Origin of the sequence: Mesorhizobium sp. M8A.F.Ca.ET.161.01.1.1 (assembly GCF_004792105.1) — a bacterium.
In the GTDB taxonomy this organism is placed as follows: domain Bacteria; phylum Pseudomonadota; class Alphaproteobacteria; order Rhizobiales; family Rhizobiaceae; genus Mesorhizobium.
Map to the genome: position 1 here is coordinate 24,018 of NZ_SRTD01000009.1, position 18,550 is coordinate 42,567.

Consider the following 18,550-nt stretch of genomic DNA (forward strand, 5'->3'; position numbering starts at 1 on the left):
TGCGAGGGGCGGACCCAGGTTCGCCCCTCGCCTCCATTCACGTTCCGGGTGCTTTTGATCGCCATGCCGAAGACATTGACCTGGCTAACTCTCGCCGCGCTCGCTGGCCTTGGCCTGAGCGGCTGCAAGATCCTGCCGACGCCAATGGCGCGGAGCGAAAATAGTGCGCCTGCCTTCAACCCAGACAAGATGGTCGAGGACATCTGGGCCTCGAAGGTCATCCCCTATCTCGTCCAGAAGGCCGGACCGTTGGCCGAAGTCCAGGCGCTGGCGAAAACCGATCCGGCGGCGGCCGGCGCCAAATACGGCAATCCCAGGAAGCAGACGAATTCGCCATGGACCTTCGCGGTCCGAGTCGAGGGCAAGATCATCGCTGCCAACACGCAGTCGCGGGCGGGCACGATGGATATCGACGTGGACGGCGACGGCAAGGCCGATGCGCGCGTCCAGATCGGGCCGGCCATGCGCGGCACGGCGTTGCGGGACAGCCTCGATTTCGTCCAGTTCAACGACTTCACCAACCAGATCGACTTCGCCCAGTTCGGGAAGGCCTTCAACGCCTATGCCGACAAGACCGTGCTGTCCAAACTGCCGCGCGAGGCACTTGAGGGCCGGACCGCCAAGGTGCTCGGCGCCTATACGATCGAAGGCGGCCAGGACCTGCCCCTTGTGACGCCGGCGGAGGCCGAGATCGGGCCGAGGCCATGAGCCCCGCTCACGACGTCATCCTGAAGCTGGAGGACGTCTCGAAGGTCTATGCCGGCACTGTCGCGGTCAAGCAGGCGAACTTCGAGGTGCGCAAGGGTGCCGTCAACGTGCTGGTCGGTGAAAACGGCGCCGGCAAGTCGACGCTGATGAAGATCATCGCCGGCGTCGAGCAGCCGACCGCCGGCCGCATCCTGCTCGAAGGCGAAGAGGTTTCCTTCTCCTCGTCGGGAGATGCGGTGGCGCGCGGCATCGGCATGGTGTTCCAGGAGCTGAACCTGTTCGGCAACATGACCGTCGCAGAGAATATCTTCGCCACCCGCGAGATCAGCAACCGGCTGGGCAAGATCGACAGCAAGGCGCAGGAAAAGCGGGCGGGCGAACTCCTCGACCGGCTCGAGGCCGGCATCCGGCCCGACATGCTGGTCGAGGATTTGCGCATCGGCCAGCAGCAGCTGGTCGAGATCGCCAAGGCGGTTTCGCTCGACGCCAAGATCCTGATCATGGACGAGCCGACCTCGGCGCTGAGCGCGGCTGAAGTCGAAATCCTGTTCAAAGTGATCGCCGACCTCAAGGCGCGCGGCGTCGCCATCGTCTACATCTCGCACCGCCTGGAAGAACTTGTCCGCATCGGCGACACCGTTACCGTGCTGCGCGACGGCCGTATCACCGGCCAGGAGGAGATGAGGAACGTCGACACGCAGTGGATCGTGCGGCAGATGATCGGCTCGGACGCCAAGGATTTCGCCAAAGCCGACGGCCATCAGCCCGGCGCGGAAATCTTCCGCGCCGAGGAGATCTGCCTGCCGCGCGTGACTGGCGGGCTGGCGGTCGACCATGTCTCGCTGGCGCTGCGCGCCGGCGAGATCCTTGGCATATATGGGTTGATGGGCGCCGGGCGCAGCGAGTTGTTCGACTGCATCATGGGCCGTCACGGCCATGCCAGCGGCAAGATCTTCATCGCTGGCAAGCAAGTGAAGGAGCGCGACACGACGCGCCGCATCCAGCGCGGGCTGGCATTGATACCGGAGGACCGTCAGCGCGAGGGGCTGGTGTCGATCCTCTCGGTCGCCAGCAATCTGACGCTGGCGAGCCTGTCGCGCTTCGTACGCCTGTTCCATATCCGGGGCGGCGCCGAGCGGCAGGCCGTTGTGCAGATGGTGCGGGAACTGGCGATCAAGGTCGCCGATCCGGCGCAGGAAGTCTCGTCGCTGTCGGGCGGCAACCAGCAGAAGGTGGTGATTGGCAAGGCGCTGCTCACCGGACCGAAGGTGCTTTTGATGGACGAACCCAGCCGCGGCATCGATGTCGGCGCCAAGGCCGACGTCTTCCGCACCATGCGCAAGCTGTCGCGCGATGGTCTCGGCATCCTGTTCGCCACCTCCGATCTCGACGAGGTGATGGCGCTGTCCGACCGCATCGCGGTGATGAGCAATGGCAGACTGACCGGCATGTTCGACCGCGCCGAGGCGACGGAAGCAGCGATCGTCGCGGCATCGGCGCTGGGCCACGGACCCACCGCACAACTTGCCCCCGCACATGGAGAGCAACGCTGATGACTGACATTCCGGCCAAGGCGGCCGCTCCTTCCGCCTCCAGCGGCTCCGCGTTGCTGACGCTGATGAAGCTTCGGACCTTCATCGCGCTGATCGCGGTGCTGGTGTTCTTCTCGATCGCCGCGCCGAACTTCCTGTCGGCGGCGAACCTGATCCTAATGGCCAAGCATGTCGCGCTCAACGCCTTCCTCGCCATGGGCATGACCTTCGTCATCATCACCGGCGGCATCGACCTTTCGGTCGGCTCGATCGTCGGCCTGTGCGGCATGGTGGCCGGCTATCTCGTGCTGAACGGCATCGACCTGCAGATCGGCTACACCGTCTATTTCAACGTCTTCGAGATCATCCTGATCACGCTTCTGGTCGGCATAACGATCGGCGCCGTCAACGGCCTGCTGATCACCAGGCTCAACGTCGCGCCCTTCATCGCCACGCTGGGCGTGCTCTATGTGGCGCGCGGTTTCGCGCTGCTGTCCTCCGACGGCCGCACCTTTCCCAACCTGGTCGGCAAGCCGGAATTGGGCACCACCGGCTTCGGCTTCCTCGGCGCTGGCCGGCTCCTCGGCCTGCCGGTGTCGATCTGGATCCTGGTCGTGGCGGCGCTGGGGGCCGCCTACCTCGCCCGCTACACCCCGCTCGGTCGCCACATCTTCGCCGTCGGCGGCAATGAGCGCGCAGCCCGGATCTCGGGCGTGCGCGTCAACATGGTCAAGATGTTCGTCTACATGTTTTCCGGCTTCTGCGCCGCGATCGTCGGCCTGATCATCTCGTCGGAGCTGATGGCTTCGCACCCGGCGACGGGCGAGAGCTTCGAACTGAACGCGATCGCGGCAGCGGTGCTCGGCGGCACCTCCATGTCTGGCGGCCGCGGCACGATCGGCGGCACCATCGTCGGCGCCTTCGTCATCGGCATCCTGTCGGACGGGCTGGTGATGATGGGGGTGAGCTCGTTTTGGCAAATGGTGATCAAGGGCCTCGTCATCATCGTCGCCGTCGTCGTCGACCAGGCGCAGCGCCGGCTTCAGCAGCGTGTTACCCTGATGCAGATGGCAAAGGCGGGCTGATCATGGCGGAGTTGCGAGGAGCGCTGATCGGCTGCGGCTTCTTCGCCGTCAACCAGATGCATGCCTGGCGCGACATCGAGGGCGCCTCGATCGTCGCCATCTGCGACCGCGATCCGGAACGGCTGCGCATCGTCGGCGATCAGTTCGGCGTAGCGCGGCGCTATGCGGACGCGGCGGCGATGTTCGCGGCCGAAAAGCTCGACTTCGTAGACATCGCCACCACCGTGGGCAGCCATCGGCCGCTGGTCGAGATGGCGGCCGAGAACCGCGTCCCTGTCATCTGCCAGAAACCCTTCGCGCCGACGCTCGCTGATGCCAAGGCGATGGTGAAGGCCTGCACGGACGCCGGCGTGCCGCTGATGGTGCATGAGAATTTTCGCTGGCAGTCGCCGATCCAGGCGGTGCGCGCCGTGCTCGACAGCGGCGAGATCGGCACGCCGTTCTTCGGACGCATCTCCTTCCGCTCCGGCTATGACGTGTTTTCCGGCCAGCCTTATCTGGCGACGGGCAAACGCTTCATCATTGAGGATCTCGGCATCCACATCCTCGACATCGCCCGTTTCCTGCTCGGCGACGTGACGAGCCTGACCGCGCGGACCACACGCATCAATCCCAAGATCGCCGGCGAGGATGTCGCGACGATGCTCATGGACCACGCCGGCGGCGCGACGTCCGTGGTCGATTGCAGCTATGCCACCAGGCTTGCCACCGAGCCGTTCCCGGAAACACTGGTCGAACTCGACGGCAGCGACGGCACGATCCGGCTGGCGCAGGGCTACCAGCTTACCGTCACCGGCAAGAACGGCACCACGGTCAAGGACGTCTCGCCGCCGCTGCTGCCCTGGGCCTCGCGGCCATGGCACAACATCCAGGAAAGCGTGCTGGCGATCCAGAAGCACTGGGTCGACAGCCTCGTATCCGGCAAGGAGCCGGCAACCTCGGGAGCCGACAATCTGAGGACGTTCGCCCTCGTCGAAGCAGCCTATGCCGGCGCCGAAAGCCGCGCGCCGGTGCAGATCGACGACCTGCTGAAATGACGGCCGACGCTTTCCATCTCTACGGCACCGGGACGGCCGAAGCGGCGCCTATCCTGCTGCAGGCCGGCGCGCTCAGCGCGGAGCTGGTCAACGGCAACCTGCGCACCATCCGCCATGGCGGCACCGAAGTGCTGCGCGCCATCGCCTATGTGGTGCGCGACCGTGACTGGGGCACCTATGAGCCTGTCCTGGAGGACCTGACCATCGACCAGACGGATGACCGTTTCTCCGTCAGCTACGCGGCAAGCTGCCTCGCCCCGGGCGGCGGCCGGCTCGGCTTCCACGCCACGATCGAAGGCACCGCCGACGGCAGGCTGGTCTTCGATGTGACCGCATTGCCGGAGAGCGATTTCGAGACCAACCGATGCGGCTTCTGCATCCTGCATCCGATCGCCGGCCTCGCCGGCAGCGCGGTGACGGTGGAGCACACCGACGGCAGCGTGGAAGAGACGGAACTGCCCGATCTGATCGACCCGTGGCAGCCGTTCAAGGATTTGCGCGCCATCACGCATCAGGTGCGGCCCGGCGTCGTCGCGCAATGCCGGATGGAAGGCGACACATTCGAGATGGAAGACCAGCGCAACTGGTCTGATGCCTCCTACAAGACCTATGTGCGGCCGCTGGCGCTGCCATGGCCCTATGTGCTGCCGGCCAGGCAATCCCTTCGTCAGACCATCAGCCTGAGCATCGCAGGCGACGCCAATCTGCCCGCCTCGGCCGTGCCGGCCGAGCCGGTCCGCGTCGAGCTTGGGCAAGCCGGCGCGAAGCTGCCTGACATCGGCGTCGTCATCTATCCCGAGGATGTGGAGGCGGCACTTGCCGATTTACCGCTGCTGGGAAGGCTCGGTCCCCGGCAGCTGATTTTCCATTTCGATCCGACGCGCGGCCACGGTCTCGACGCGCTGCGCGCCCATGCCCGACTCGCCGCCGCCTATCCCGCTTCGACGACGCTGGAATGCGTGGCCGCCTGCACCGGCGACCTCGACGCCGAACTTTCCGACGTCGCCAATATGCTGCGCCAGGTAGGCCTGCGGGTGGACGCCATCGCGGTATCGCCCGCGGTCGACCGCCAGTCGACGCCGCCGGGCAGCCCCTGGCCGGCATGTCCGCAGCTCGAGGACGTCTACGCGGCCGCCCGCCGCGCCTTTCCCGGCCTCCGTCTCGGCGGCGGCATGTTCAGCTATTTCACCGAGCTCAACCGCAAGCGCGTTCCCGCCGACCAGCTCGATTTCATCACCCACTGCACCTGTCCGATCGTGCATGCCGCCGACGATCTCAGCGTCATGCAGTCGCTGGAGACGCTTCCCTTCATCACCCGGTCCACCCGGGCGATCTTCGGGACAAAGCCGTATCGCATCGGGCCATCGACGATTGCCATGCGCCAGAACCCCTATGGTGGGGCGACCAAGGACAATTCGCGGGGACAGCGCATCGCCATGGCGAACCGCGACCCCCGCCATGCCGCGCAATTCGCCGCCGCATGGACGATCGGCTATGCCGCGCGCGTCGCGCCTGCGGGACTGGAGATGCTGACACTGTCCAGCTTCGCCGGACCGTTCGGCGTGGTTGCCGGATCAGGCGAACCCGTCGCGCAAGGAACGCCGCGGCCGATCCTCCGGGCCATCGAAGGGCTTTGTGAGTTGGCTGGACTGACGCATGTTTCCGCCACGACCAGTGACGAGACGCGAGTTCTGGCGCTGGCCGGCCGCGCTGCCTCCAGGGAAACCATCGTCTGGCTGGCGAACCTGACGGCGAATAATGTCCCGATCGATGTTTCGACGCTTGGCCAGGACCATCTCGTGATGTCGCCCTACGCCATTATGCGTGTCGGCTAGAGCGTCACTTCTCGGAATTCATCACATAGAGAGCACGCGAGCGTTCGAGGTGTTTGATCATCGCCTTCTCGGCACCGTCGGCATCCCTGTGCTCTATGCGGTCGATGATCTCTTCATGCTCCGTCAGCGTGTATTTTTCCTTGCCGGTCCAGATCAGCATTTCGGTGTGGTATTCCTTCAGCCAGCCCAGCGTGGCTTCGCTGACGGCGACATAGATCGGATTGCCTGAAATGGACGCGATCTGGGTGTGGAACTTCATATCGGCGGAGATGAAAGCTTCGGAATCGCCGCGCGCGGCGCGCTGCTCGGCCACGGTTGCCTTCAGCAGTTGCACATCCTGCGATGTGGCTTTTTCCGCGGCTTCCCTGACCATGCCGCGCTCGAAGAAGATGCGCGCGGTCTTCAAGTGCTCCAGCGTGTCCCTGGACGAGGACAGGATGATCTTGGCCGCGCCGTCGACCTGCTTGATGATCGACTTGGCGGTCAGTTGCAGCACCTTGGCGCGCTCGCCATGCGAGATGGCGACCAGCCCCATATTGCTCAGCGCCTGCATGGCTTCACGGATCGCCGGCCGGCCGACCTCGAAGCGCTCCATCAACTCGCGCTCGGACGGCATGTCGTCGCCGGGCTGCAGTTCGCCGCTGGTGATCAGCCGCTTCAGCCTTGCAAAGACTTCGTCGGAAAGTTTGCGCCGGACGATCGGCTCCGAACGGTTCATCGTGACGAATCACTCCCTGGCTCGGTTCTTGTTTAGCATTCCCGGCAGGATTACCGGAATGCCCGCACCTGGAGCGGGGACGCTCCAGCTTTTACGCAATTCCGGACAGAAAACCGTTGCACGGTTTTCCTGGAATTGCCCTAGCCCGCCCGCTCTTGCCGAGACTCGGATATTTCTTGCAATACTTATGTACTCATTATACCAGATTTCCTGCGCGACAAAACTTTTTTCGCACCCTTTTCGAGCGGCCGGTCGACCATGATCACACTTACCTATCGCATCGAAACCCCTGGCAGCATCGAGGCGCTGGCGGCCAAGATCGCCAGCGACCAGTCGACCGGCACCTTCGTCGCGCTGCCGGGCGAGACCGAGGAGTTGAAGGCGCGCGTGGCGGCGCGCGTGCTGGCGATCCGGCATCTGCCCGATGCTGAGCAACCATCGCTGCCCGGGTCCGGCAGCGGGCCATTCCGGCGCGCCGATGTTGACATCGGCTTCCCATTCGACGCGATCGGCACCGACCTGTCGGCGCTGATGACCATCGCCATCGGCGGCACCTATTCGATCAGGGGCCTGTCCGGCATCCGCGTCATCGACATGAAGCTGCCGGAACAATACCGGGGCGCCCATCCGGGCCCGCAGTTCGGCTTGACCGGCAGCCGCAGGCTGACCGGGGTCGAGGGCCGACCGATCATCGGCACCATCGTCAAGCCGGCGCTGGGGCTCAGGCCGCATGAGACGGCCGAAATGGTGGGCGAACTGATCGAGGCCGGCGTCGATTTCATCAAGGACGACGAGAAGTTGATGAGCCCGGCCTATTCGCCGCTGGGCGAGCGGGTGAAGGCGATTATGCCGCTGATCCTCGACCAAGAGCAGAAGACCGGCAAGAAGGTGATGTACGCCTTCGGCATCTCGCATGCCGATCCCGACGAGATGATGCGCAACCACGATCTCGTGCTCGAAGCCGGCGGCAATTGCGCCGTCGTCAACATCAATTCCATCGGCTTCGGCGGCATGGCATATCTGAGAAAGCGTTCCGGGCTGGTGCTGCATGCCCACCGCAATGGCTGGGATATCCTCACACGCCATCCCGGCCTCGGCATGGATTTCAGCGTCTGGCAGCAATTCTGGCGGCTGCTCGGCGTCGACCAGTTCCAGATCAACGGCATCGGCTCGAAATATTGGGAGCCGGACGATTCTTTCATCCGCTCGTTCGAGGCGGTGACGACGCCGCTGTTCTCATCAGACGATTGCGCGCTGCCCGTGGCCTGCTCCGGCCAGTGGGGCGGCCAGGCGCCCGAAACCTATCGGCGCATTGGCCGCACGCTCGATCTCCTCTACCTCTGCGGCGGCGGCATCGTCAGCCATCCGGACGGGCCCGGCGCCGGCGTACGGGCCGTGCTGCAGGCCTGGCAGGCGGCGGTCGAGGGCATCGCGCTGACGGACTATGCCCGCGATCACGTCGAACTGACCCGATCGATCGAGAAATTCGGCGACGGCAGGGCGGCATGAGCATGGCCGTGCAAAACCTGCTCCTCAGTTATTACGGCGACGACCTCACCGGGTCGACCGACGTCATGGAGGCGCTCGAACTCGGCGGCGTGCCGACCGTGCTGTTCATGCGCCAGCCCGACCAGTCCCTGCTGGCGCGATTTTCGCATTGCCGCGCGGTTGGCCTGGCGGGCATCAGCCGAAGCGAAACGCCGCAATGGATGGAGGAAAACCTGACGCCGGCCTTCGAATGGCTGAAAGGCCTCGGGGCGGCGGTCTGCCATTACAAGATCTGTTCGACCTTCGATTCCAGCCCGGCGGTCGGCAGCATCGGCCGCGCCACCGAGATCGGCAGGCGCATTTTCGAGGCGGCAAGCGTGCCGATGGTGGTCGGCGCGCCACAGCTCAAGCGCTACACTGCCTTCGGCAACCTCTTCGCGGCATTCCGCGGCGCATATTTCCGCATCGACCGGCATCCGGTGATGAGCAGGCATCCGGTGACGCCGATGGACGAGGCCGACTTGCTCGTCCACCTTTCGCGCCAGACCAGCCTTAGTTCCGGCCTAGTCGACCTGGCAACGTTGCAGGCGGACGATCTCGCGCAGACGGTCGACCAAGTCCTGCAAGACAAGGATATCGTCCTGTTCGACGTCGACAGCCACCAGACGCAGAAACGCGTCGGCGAACAACTCTGGCGTATCCACGGGAAGGGCCATGGTTTCGTCGTCGGATCCTCGGGCGCCGAATATGCCTTGCTGGCCGAATGGGCGGCCAAGGGCATCGTATCGGGGCATGCCGCATTCGCACCGCCCGGCCCCGTGGATCGGCTCGCCGTGGTGTCGGGCAGCGTCTCGCCTACCACGGAAAAACAGATCCGCCACGCGCTTGCTCACGGGTTCGACGGCGTCGAGATGGATGCGATGCGACTGGTCTGCGAAGGCGCCGGCGAAGCGACCGAGCAGGCGGTCGCGGCCGGGTTGGCGAGCCTGGCCAAGGGCCGCAGCGTCATCCTCTACTCCGCGCTTGGTCCACAGGCCGATCGCGGTGCTGAGATCGACCGGATCGAGGGCGCCCGGAACACACTCGGACGGGCGCTGGGAACCATCCTGCGCAGGCTGATCGCCGAGCAGAAACTCAAGCGCGCCGTGATTGCCGGCGGCGACACCTCCAGCCACGCGCTCGGACAATTGGCCATCGACGCGCTGACCGTGCGCATGCCGTTGCCGCAGTCACCGGGGTCGCCGCTCTGCGTCGCCCATGGCGGCGGCGCGATAGACGGCCTTGAGATCGCGCTGAAGGGCGGCCAGGTCGGCACCGACGCCTATTTCGAGACCATCCGGCTGGGGAGCTAGACTATCTCTCTGCGCAATTCTGCACGGAAAACCGCCGCACACTTTCCTGGAATTGCTCTAATACAGCGGCTTGGCCATGTGCCTTGGCGTCGGCCACCGCGTCGTGATGCCGGGCTGCACCGGCCGTTCGAGGTAAGTCGCCAGAACCACGTAGCTGCGCGTCGAAGTGACTCCGGGTGTCTCGTAGAGACGCAACAGCAGGCCTTCGAGTGCCTTGGTGTCCTCGGTACGCACCTTGAGCAATACGCAGGTATCGCCGGCGACGGTATGGATCTCCTCGACCTCGGGATATTCCGAGATCGCCATCAGTTCCGGGGTCTTGCCCCAGCCACTGGTGTCGATGTGGACGAAGGTGAGCAACGGCTTCCGCACCGCGTTGGGATCGATGATGGCGGCCGTGTTGCGGATGGCGCCGCTGCGCCGGAGCCGCTTGACCCGCTCATGCGCTGCCGGCGGCGACAGGCCGACGCGATCGCCAAGCTCGGCATAGGTGACCGTCGCGTCGTCGACCAGAACGCCTAATATTTTTCGGTCGGTCGCGTCGACATCCCGGGCCGCCGGCCTGTTCCGCGGAATGCCATCTGTTTCTTCATCCATATCGATATTCCCGATTGTCACGGAATTTAATGCGGCCATTATGATGATATGTCGAACAACGATCAAGCCGCAGCCTTGGGCGCGGACACCAGACCGCCCATCCCGGCCCTCGCCTATCTGCTGACCGGATGCATCGCCGTGATCGGCTCGAATTCGCTGGTGCTGGGCCCGATCGCTCCGGCGGTGTCCGTATCGTTCTCGACCAGCGTTCCCATGGTGATGATGGCAGCGGCTGCCTTCGGCCTCGGCACGTCGGCGAGCGCCGTGTTCCTGGCACGCCATATCGACCGGGTCGGCGCGCGCCGGATGCTGCAGGCGGCCCTGCTGCTGCTGGCATTGGCCTTGGTCGCCAGCGCCGCCGCGCCTACCGTGACAGCGCTGGTTGCGGCACAGCTTGTCGCCGGCATTGCGGCCGGCGTCGCCATGCCGGCAATCTACGCCAGTGCCGCGGCCATCGCTCCGCCCGGCCGCGAAAGCGGCACGATCGGCGTGGTGCTGACCGGATGGACGCTCAGCATGGTGGCCGGCGTTTCCCTGTCGGCGGTGCTTGCCGATCTCGTTCACTGGCGTGCCGTCTTCGCCGCTGTCGCCGTGCTGGCCGCGCTGGCGCTCGGCGGCCTCACCGCATCGTCGCTGCCGGATGTCAGGAAGGCCGGACCGGCGCCCGCCCCGCTCGCAGCGCTGAACATTCCCGGCATTGTGCCGCTTCTGATTGCCTGCGGCGCCTTCATGACCGCCTTCTACGGTGTCTATGGCTATCTTGGCGATCACCTTCACAGCGGACTGGGGCAGCCGGTCAGCGCCAACGGCCTGGCCGCGCTCGCATACGGGGCGGGCTTCGGCACGGCGGCGCTCTTCGACGGCATCATCGATCGCCTTGGCGCAAGGCGTGTCATGCCTTTCGCCTATCTGCTCGTCGCCATGGTCTACGTGGCGATCGCCGCAACCAGCGGCAGCTATGGCCTGACGCTCGCCATGGTCGCGGCCTGGGGGCTCGCCAATCATTTCGGGCTGAACGTGCTGGTGATGCGCCTGTCGGCGCTCGATCCGTCACGGCGGGGCACGATAATGGGCCTGAACAGCGCGGTGACCTACCTCGCGGTGTTTGTCGGCACCACCGGCTTCGGGCCGCTCTATTCCGGCTTCGGCTTTGCCGCCTGCGCGATGGTCGCGGCGGTGCTCATGCTGATTGCCGCCTCGGCCGCAGCGTGGCGCAGCTGGTAGAGCCAGCGTCTCATCGCATTGCTCCAGTCGACAGAACGTGATTGGCCACCAGCCCTTGGCGCGTTGACAGCGGCACCCTGCCCTTCCATACAAAGCCGTTAATGTTCTCAGGGCGGGGTGAAAGTCCCCACCGGCGGTAAGGACTCCCAGTTGCGCATGAGGCCTTTCCGAAAACCGTTTCCGGTTTTCGGGGTCATGCGCGGGCCCCAAGCCCGCGAGCGCCTTCCAGCAGTTGGAAGGGTCAGCAGATCCGGTGTGATTCCGGAGCCGACGGTTAAAGTCCGGATGGAAGAGAACGAAACGGAAAACGAACCGCCCCGGCGGGTCGGATTTCGTATCGTGCGTCCTGATTCTGGTTCGAAACGGAAGGATGGACCCATGAATCAGCATTCCCACAAAGACTATGAAACAATCCGCATCGCCGTCATCAGGGCGCGCTGGCACGCCGACATTGTCGACCAGTGCGTGAAGGCGTTCGAGGCCGAACTGGCCGAGATCGGCAGCGGGCGCTTTGCCGTCGACATCTTCGACGTGCCCGGCGCCTATGAAATCCCGCTGCATGCCAAGACGCTCGCCGGCACCGGCCGCTACGCCGCGATCCTCGGCACGGCGTTCGTCGTCAATGGCGGCATCTACCGGCACGACTTCGTCGCCAGCGCCGTCATAGACGGCATGATGAACGTGCAACTTTCGACCGGGGTGCCGGTGCTTTCGGCGGTGCTCACGCCGCACAATTTTCACGATAGCGCCGAGCATCACCGCTTCTTCTTCGAGCACTTCTCGGTCAAGGGCAAGGAAGCGGCCAACGCCTGCGTGCAGATTCTCGCGGCGCGGGAAAAGATCGCGGCATGAAATCTTCCCGGCCGGGTGGAAATCGCGATAACACCCGGTAGTATTTGCGAAAATACCGAGTTCGGGAGGATGCCGGTGCAGACCAAGAAGATCATCAATGACGGCAACCGCGCCGTCGACGAAATGCTCGAAGGGATCCTGGCCGCGCATCCTCGCCATCTCGCAAGCGTGGACGGCAGCCCGCGCTCGATCATCGCCCGCGACGGGCCACGGCCCGGCAAGGTCGGGCTGGTGATCGGCGGCGGTTCCGGCCACGAGCCGACCTTTCTCGGCTTTGTCGGCAAGGGGCTGGCGGACGCGGCGGCAATCGGCAACGTCTTTGCCTCGCCTCCACCGGATCCGATCCTGGAATGCGCCAAGGCGGTCAGCGGCGGCACTGGCGTCTTGTTCATGTACGGCAACTATGCCGGTGACGTGATGAATTTCGACATGGCGGCCGAGATGGCCGGGATGGACGACATCGATGTGCGCACGGTGCTCACCACCGACGACGTCGCCTCGGCGCCGCGCGACCAGCGGCACAAGCGCCGTGGTGTCGCCGGCAATTTCTTTATCTTCAAGGCTGCCGGAGCCGCCTGCGACCGGATGCTGTCCCTGGACGAGGTCGAGCGCATCGCGCGCAAGGCCAACGACCACACCTTCACCATGGGCGTGGCGCTGTCGCCCTGCTCGCTGCCGCAGACGCGGCGGCCGAATTTCGAGATCGGCGCGGACGAGATGGAGATCGGCATGGGCATCCATGGCGAACCCGGCATCGCGCGCGGCAAGCTTGGGACCGCCGACGAAATTACCGACGAGATGCTCGACAAGATTTTCGACGAGATGGCACCGAAGCGCGGCGACAGGGTCGCGGTGCTGGTCAATTCACTGGGCTCGACGCCGCTGATGGAACTCTACATCATGAACCGACGGGTCAAGCAGAGATTGGACGCAATCGGCGTTTCCATCCATGCGACCTGGGTCGGCAATTACTGTACGTCGCTGGAAATGGCCGGTGCTTCGGTGACGCTTTTCCATCTCGACGAAGAATTGCAGGCGATGCTCGACCACCCCTGCGACTGCGCCATGTTCCGTGCCGGCTGAGGAGCGCCCCATGACCATCGGTGCCTCCGACCTGAAAAGAATGTTCGACGCGATCGCGGTGGCGATCGAGGCCGACAGGGACCGGCTTTGCCAGCTCGACGGCGTCATCGGCGACGCCGACCACGGTATTGCCATGGCGCTCGGGTTCAACGCCGTGCGCGATGCGCTGGCATCGCTCGACCTTGCGGCGACCGAGCCGACCGCGCTCCTCAACGGCGGCGAAATCGTTCCTCAATGCCGTCGGCGCGTCCTGCGGCCCGCTCTATGCCACGGCCTTCATGCGTGCAGCCGTCGCAGTCAAGGGCAAGGCGACGCTGGCGGATGCCGAATTCATCGCCCTGCTGCAGGCCATGGCGCAAGGCATCAAGGATCGCGGCAAGGCCGAGATCGGCGAAAAGACCATGGTCGATGCCTGGCAACCGGCGGCGGAAGCGGCTGGCGCCAGCAATGCAGGGGGAAAGAGCCTTGCCGACAGTCTGCAGGCAGCCCTTGCCGCTGCCGAGCGCGGTGCTGAATCGACCAAGGACATGATCGCCGCCAAGGGCCGCTCGTCGCGGCTCGGCGAACGGTCGCTCGGGCACATGGACCCGGGCGCGGCCTCAGCCGTCACCGTCATCGGCGCGATGACGCGGAGCCTGGCTTAGGCCTTCGCCGCGTCGAGCTTGTTGATCGCCTGGACGTTGCCGGCCGACGGCCCCTTCTCGTCGAACTCCGAGGCCAGCCACGTATCGACAATGGCCTTGGCCAGTTCCGGCCCGATGACGCGCGCGCCCATGGTGATGATCTGGGCATTGTTGGATTTCGCCGCGCGCTCGGCCGAGTAGGTGTCGTGGGTAAGCGCGGCGCGGATGCCCGGCACCTTGTTGGCCGAGATCGAGACGCCGATGCCGGTGCCGCAGAACAGGATGCCACGGTCGTTCTCGCCTTCGACGATCGTCTGGGCGAGTTTCTGCGACAGGTCGGCATAGAAGCCGGCCTGGCTGAGATCGCTGACGGTGAGGCCGGGCTTGGTCGCCAGATGCGCGGCGATGACGTCGAGCAGCGGCTTGCCGGCGCTGTCGGCTCCGATGGCTATTTTCATGGTGATGTCCTTTCTGACTGAATGCGTTTTTCGATTGGTTCAGATCGCGGCCGAGGCGCGGCGCAGGATGTCGATATAGCCCTCGGCCTGCCAGGCGGAACGGCCGATGAACAGGCCGTCAATGTTGGGCTGGCCGATCAGCTCGGCGGCATTGCCGGGATTGACGCTGCCGCCATAGAGCACCGGCGGAACGGACGGCAGCAGGCCGGCGGCGACCTGCTTGATCAGCGCTTGCTGCCTGTCGGCATAGTCGGAACTGGCCGGGATGCCCTTGTCGCCGATCGCCCAGACCGGCTCGTAGGCGAACAGGATTTCTGCTCCCCTCGCCTCGTCGTCGAGGAATTGCAATGCACCCTCGACCTGAGCGGTCAGCACCGCATCGGCCTTGCCGCTTTCGCGCTCGGCCAGCGTTTCGCCGACACAGATCAGCGGTATCAGTCCATGCCTGACCGCCGCCGCCGTCTTCAGCCCGACCGTGCGGTCGGTCTCGCCGAAATGTTCGCGCCGCTCGCTGTGGCCGAGTTCGACCAGGTCGAGGCCGCAATCGTTCAGCATTACCGGCGAGATCTCGCCAGTCCAGGCGCCGGCATCGACCCAATGCATGTTCTGCGCGCCGACCTTGATGCGCGTTGCCGACAGCGCCCGCTTGACCTCGCGCACCGCCGTGAAGGGCGGGATGACGAAAGGCTGGATGCGATCGTCGAAACCCGGCACGAAGCCGGCCAGTGCCCCGGCAAAATCAAGCGCCTCGGTCAGCGTCTTGTTCATCTTCCAGCTTGTACCGACCCAGTAAACCACGCGTACTCTCCTCGACCCTCAATCCTTGTCGGCGACGACCGTCAGCGAAACCCCCGCCGCATCCAGCGTCGCGCGTATCCCGGGCTCTGGCTCGCGCCCGGTGAAGACGGCGTCGAATGCGCTGAGATCGGTCAGGAAATGCAGTGCGCTGCGGCCAAACTTGCCGTGATCGACCAGCAGGTATTTGCGGGTCGCCGCGGCCATCATCAGCCGCTTGGCCTGCACCACTTCCTGATCTTGATGGAAGGCGGAGGCGCCATGGATGGCGGATGAGGACAGGAAGGCGACGTCGGCGCGCAGCGACCGCAGCGACGCCTCTGCGAGCAGGCCGAAGAAGCCATGGAATTTCTTCGAGTACTGGCCGCCGAGCGCGATCAGGTTGATGCCTCCGGCACCGGCCAGATCCTGGATGACGGCGAAGTTGTTGGTGATCACCGTCAGCGGCCTGAGATCGGCGAGATGCCGCGCGATGCCGCCCGCCGTCGAGCCGTCGTCGATGATGACCGTCTGGCCGGGTTCGATCACGGCCACGGCGGCCGCCGCAAGGCGCTGCTTTTCCCCGATCGCCTGCTTCTGCCGGTAGCGAAAATCGCTTTCAAACAGGCTGCTCGGCTGGATCGAGGCGCCGCCGCGCACCTTGCGCAGGAAGCCGCTCTCCTCGAGCTCGTCCAGGTCGCGATGCACGGTCATCCTGGAGACGCCAAAACGCGAAGCGAGGTCGTCGACGCTCGCCGCGCCGGCGTCCACCAGGAAATCCATGATGCCTTGCCGTCTGTTGTCGCTCTTCATTGTCGCCGACCAGCCAACGCAGAACTCCGGCTGCTTGATCGGGCCCAGATATAACAGACATCGTCGCGCATGTATCACAATTTTTGTTATAATGAGATATTTCCATGGGATATTTCGCCGGCTTTTATCGCGCCGCTGTAACAAGAATTGCGGCCGGGACGGTCTGTCACGGTTGCGGTTGCACGGAATTCCGGCCAGAAGCATCGGTGGGCTGAACGATGCGCGGACAGCCCGCAACCACAGGTTTGAAACCAGATACGGGAGACTAATCGTTGGCTCGCATCACACTGAGACAATTGCTCGATCACGCCGCCGAATACGGCTATGGCGTGCCGGCCTTCAACATGAACAACATGGAACAAGGCCTCGCCATCATGGAGGCCGCGGAGGAGACCAAGTCGCCGGTCATCCTGCAGGCAAGCCGCGGCGCGCGCGCCTATGCCAATGACGTGGTGCTGGCCAAGCTGATCGACGCGCTGGTGGAAATCCACCCGGACATCCCGGTCTGCATGCATCTCGACCATGGCAACAACGAAGCCACCTGCGTCACAGCCATCCAATACGGCTTCACCTCGGTGATGATGGACGGTTCGCTCAAGGAAGACGGCAAGTCGCCGGCCGACTATGCCTATAATTCCGGCATCACCAAGCGCGTCGTCGACATGGCGCATTGGGGCGGCGTCTCCGTGGAAGGCGAGATCGGCGTTCTGGGTTCGCTGGAGAGCGGCGGCGGCGAGCAGGAAGACGGCCACGGCGTCGAAGGCGCGATCAGCCACGACCAGCTCTTGACCGATCCGGTGCAGGCCGAACAGTTCGTGCGCGACACCCATGTCGATGCGCTGGCGGTGGCCATGGGCACCAGCCACGGCGCCTATAAATTCTCGCGCAAGCCCGACGGCGCGGTGCTGGCGATGAACGTCATCGAGGAGATCCACCGCCGCCTGCCGAACATGCATCTGGTCATGCACGGATCGTCCTCCGTGCCGGAGGACCTGCAGGAGATCATCAACAAATATGGCGGCCAGATGAAGCCGACCTGGGGCGTGCCGGTGGAAGAGATCCAGCGCGGCATCAAGCATGGCGTGCGCAAGATCAACATCGACACCGATAACCGCATGGCGCTGACCGGCGCGATCCGCAAGGTGCTGACCGAGAACCCCAGCGAGTTCGACCCGCGCAAATACCTGACACCGGCGATGGCGGCGATGAGGAAGCTCTGCAAGGAGCGCTTCGAACAGTTCGGCACCGCCGGCAATGCGCCTAAGATCAAGCCGCTGCCGGTCTCGGAAATGGCCAAGCGCTACAAGTCGGGCAGCCTCGACCCGAAATTCGCCTGAGTTCTGGCTGTTTCAATGTGCTGAGTTCGACGGGCAGGAGCCGCATCGGCTCCTGCCCGTTTTTCATTCGGCCTTTGGCAGCAGGTCAGCCCTGCCGGTTTCGATGAAGGGCGCCCAATAGTCGACCGACTCGCGGATCATGGCGACCACCTGATGGTCGACCGGCTCGCGCTCGCGGAACGACAGTTCGAGGCAGATTTCGTTGTCGGTGCCGCCGCCGCGCCGCACCGTTTCCAGCAGCTTTTCAGGCGTGATGCGGCCGTCCTTGTTGTGGGCTGCGGTGAACGGCCAGTGGCCGCCCTTGTTCATCGAGGATTGCTTGATGTGGATGATCGGCGACTTCAGGGGGAAGGCTTCGGCCCAGGCATAGGGATCGATGTCGGCTGGGTTGGAGGAGGTCACGTCACCATGGTCGATGTCGACCATCATCTCAAGCGGAATGGCCATTCCGGCCGCATCGATCGCATCCTGCAGCATCCGGCAGTTTTCGATGGTGTGGCCGAACTCGCGGCCGACCGACATCGGCTCCCAGAACAGGTAGGTCAGGCCTGCCGCCCGGGCGTGTTCGGCGACCTCGCGCCAGCAGTCCAGCGCGATGTCGAACAGGCGCGCGCGACGGTCGGGATCGTCGAAGTCGCGATGCGTGAAGATGGCGAACTGCGTGCCCATGCCGCCGGCGCCAAGCTCGGCCGAGACATCGGCGAAGGTCTTGAACCACTCGACATAGTAGCGGCGCACGTCGGCGTCGGGATGGCCGAAATGGTTGAGCCGGCCATAGGGGCCCGTCATGCCGGAGGTGACACGCACGCCGGTGCGGTTCAAAGCGTTGCGGAACAGGCGGACGAATTTGACGATCGTCGCCGCCGGCCAACCCGGATTGACGAATTCATGCGTGAGCTGAATGTCCCTGATACCGATGCCGTAGGCGATGGTGTCGATCAGATCGTCCGGCTCCGCGAAGCGGTTGACCAGCGGATTGGTGTTGAGGGAGAGCGTGAAGGCCAAGGTCGCTATCCCTTCAACGCCGTCGCCGA

The 18,550-nt window shown here is 64.7% G+C and carries 17 protein-coding genes, 1 pseudogene and 1 riboswitch; of the genes and pseudogenes, 12 read left to right on the forward strand and 6 right to left on the reverse strand.

Annotated features, from left to right (window positions below; genetic code table 11):
* The first annotated feature begins 63 nt into the window (after positions 1-63).
* From EN804_RS21275 to EN804_RS21295, 5 genes are read left to right on the forward strand one after another with little or no spacing between them, the layout of a single operon-like run.
* Positions 64-708, forward strand: coding sequence for a DUF2291 family protein (locus EN804_RS21275; protein ID WP_135921221.1), 645 nt, complete (start codon positions 64-66; stop codon positions 706-708).
* Positions 705-2,261, forward strand: a complete 1,557-nt coding sequence (locus EN804_RS21280) for a sugar ABC transporter ATP-binding protein (RefSeq protein ID WP_135921223.1) — start codon at positions 705-707, stop codon at positions 2,259-2,261. Before EN804_RS21275 ends, EN804_RS21280 begins: the two co-directional genes overlap by 4 nt.
* Positions 2,261-3,325: an ABC transporter permease gene (locus EN804_RS21285; protein ID WP_127277225.1), complete on the forward strand. Its 1,065-nt coding sequence runs from the start codon at positions 2,261-2,263 to the stop codon at positions 3,323-3,325. Before EN804_RS21280 ends, EN804_RS21285 begins: the two co-directional genes overlap by 1 nt.
* A gap of 2 nt (positions 3,326-3,327) precedes the next feature.
* A complete protein-coding gene (locus EN804_RS21290) occupies positions 3,328-4,362 on the forward strand; it encodes a Gfo/Idh/MocA family oxidoreductase (protein WP_127870633.1) in 1,035 nt (344 codons plus the stop codon).
* Positions 4,359-6,197, forward strand: coding sequence for a hypothetical protein (locus EN804_RS21295; protein WP_135921225.1), 1,839 nt, complete (start codon positions 4,359-4,361; stop codon positions 6,195-6,197). Before EN804_RS21290 ends, EN804_RS21295 begins: the two co-directional genes overlap by 4 nt.
* Positions 6,198-6,201: 4 nt before the next feature.
* On the opposite strand, the gene EN804_RS21300 is transcribed toward EN804_RS21295, so the two are convergent.
* Positions 6,202-6,915, reverse strand: coding sequence for a transcriptional regulator NanR (locus EN804_RS21300; RefSeq protein WP_127277231.1), 714 nt, complete (start codon positions 6,913-6,915; stop codon positions 6,202-6,204).
* 258 nt (positions 6,916-7,173) lie between these two features.
* Here EN804_RS21300 and oiaX point away from each other — a divergent pair, with 258 nt between their 5' ends.
* Complete coding sequence (gene oiaX / locus EN804_RS21305) at positions 7,174-8,424, forward strand: 3-oxo-isoapionate-4-phosphate decarboxylase OiaX (RefSeq protein WP_135921227.1); 1,251 nt, start codon at positions 7,174-7,176, stop codon at positions 8,422-8,424.
* Between the two features lie 8 nt (positions 8,425-8,432).
* On the forward strand, positions 8,433-9,755 hold the full coding sequence (locus tag EN804_RS21310; protein WP_135865413.1) for a four-carbon acid sugar kinase family protein: 1,323 nt from the start codon (positions 8,433-8,435) through the stop codon (positions 9,753-9,755).
* A 57-nt stretch (positions 9,756-9,812) separates the two neighbouring features.
* Here the strand turns inward: EN804_RS21310 and EN804_RS21315 are convergent, their stop codons facing one another.
* The gene (locus EN804_RS21315; RefSeq protein ID WP_135921229.1) at positions 9,813-10,352 is read right to left on the reverse strand and encodes an Lrp/AsnC family transcriptional regulator; all 540 of its coding nucleotides are present in this window, start codon (positions 10,350-10,352) and stop codon (positions 9,813-9,815) included.
* Positions 10,353-10,400: 48 nt separating this feature from the next.
* Between EN804_RS21315 and EN804_RS21320 the strand changes: the two genes are divergently transcribed.
* The 4 genes and pseudogenes from EN804_RS21320 to dhaL all read left to right on the forward strand — a co-directional run bounded on the left by EN804_RS21320 (position 10,401) and on the right by dhaL (position 14,155).
* Positions 10,401-11,576, forward strand: a complete 1,176-nt coding sequence (locus EN804_RS21320) for an MFS transporter (RefSeq protein ID WP_135921231.1) — start codon at positions 10,401-10,403, stop codon at positions 11,574-11,576.
* 99 nt (positions 11,577-11,675) lie between these two features.
* A riboswitch (FMN riboswitch) is annotated at positions 11,676-11,877 on the forward strand.
* Between the two features lie 77 nt (positions 11,878-11,954).
* On the forward strand, positions 11,955-12,428 hold the full coding sequence (locus EN804_RS21325) for a 6,7-dimethyl-8-ribityllumazine synthase (protein WP_135865208.1): 474 nt from the start codon (positions 11,955-11,957) through the stop codon (positions 12,426-12,428).
* Between the two features lie 75 nt (positions 12,429-12,503).
* Complete coding sequence (locus EN804_RS21330) at positions 12,504-13,511, forward strand: dihydroxyacetone kinase subunit DhaK (RefSeq protein ID WP_135921233.1); 1,008 nt, start codon at positions 12,504-12,506, stop codon at positions 13,509-13,511.
* A gap of 10 nt (positions 13,512-13,521) precedes the next feature.
* Positions 13,522-14,155 (forward strand): annotated as a pseudogene (gene dhaL / locus EN804_RS21335) (dihydroxyacetone kinase subunit DhaL).
* Here dhaL and EN804_RS21340 read toward each other — a convergent pair.
* Genes EN804_RS21340 through EN804_RS21350 form a run of 3 tightly spaced genes read right to left on the reverse strand, consistent with a single transcriptional unit; the run spans position 14,152 to position 16,179 of the window.
* Positions 14,152-14,592: an RpiB/LacA/LacB family sugar-phosphate isomerase gene (locus EN804_RS21340; RefSeq protein WP_127276395.1), complete on the reverse strand. Its 441-nt coding sequence runs from the start codon at positions 14,590-14,592 to the stop codon at positions 14,152-14,154. The pseudogene dhaL and the gene EN804_RS21340 sit on opposite strands and share 4 nt — an antisense overlap.
* 39 nt (positions 14,593-14,631) lie before the next feature.
* A complete protein-coding gene (locus tag EN804_RS21345) occupies positions 14,632-15,390 on the reverse strand; it encodes a triose-phosphate isomerase (protein WP_135921236.1) in 759 nt (252 codons plus the stop codon).
* Positions 15,391-15,408: 18 nt separating this feature from the next.
* A complete protein-coding gene (locus EN804_RS21350) occupies positions 15,409-16,179 on the reverse strand; it encodes a DeoR/GlpR family DNA-binding transcription regulator (RefSeq protein WP_135916220.1) in 771 nt (256 codons plus the stop codon).
* Positions 16,180-16,451: 272 nt separating this feature from the next.
* Between EN804_RS21350 and fba the strand changes: the two genes are divergently transcribed.
* Complete coding sequence (gene fba, locus EN804_RS21355) at positions 16,452-17,516, forward strand: class II fructose-bisphosphate aldolase (RefSeq protein WP_135916219.1); 1,065 nt, start codon at positions 16,452-16,454, stop codon at positions 17,514-17,516.
* A 63-nt stretch (positions 17,517-17,579) separates the two neighbouring features.
* Here fba and EN804_RS21360 read toward each other — a convergent pair whose 3' ends face one another.
* A complete protein-coding gene (locus EN804_RS21360) occupies positions 17,580-18,521 on the reverse strand; it encodes a TIM barrel protein (RefSeq protein WP_135921238.1) in 942 nt (313 codons plus the stop codon).
* Positions 18,522-18,550: the final 29 nt, after the last annotated feature.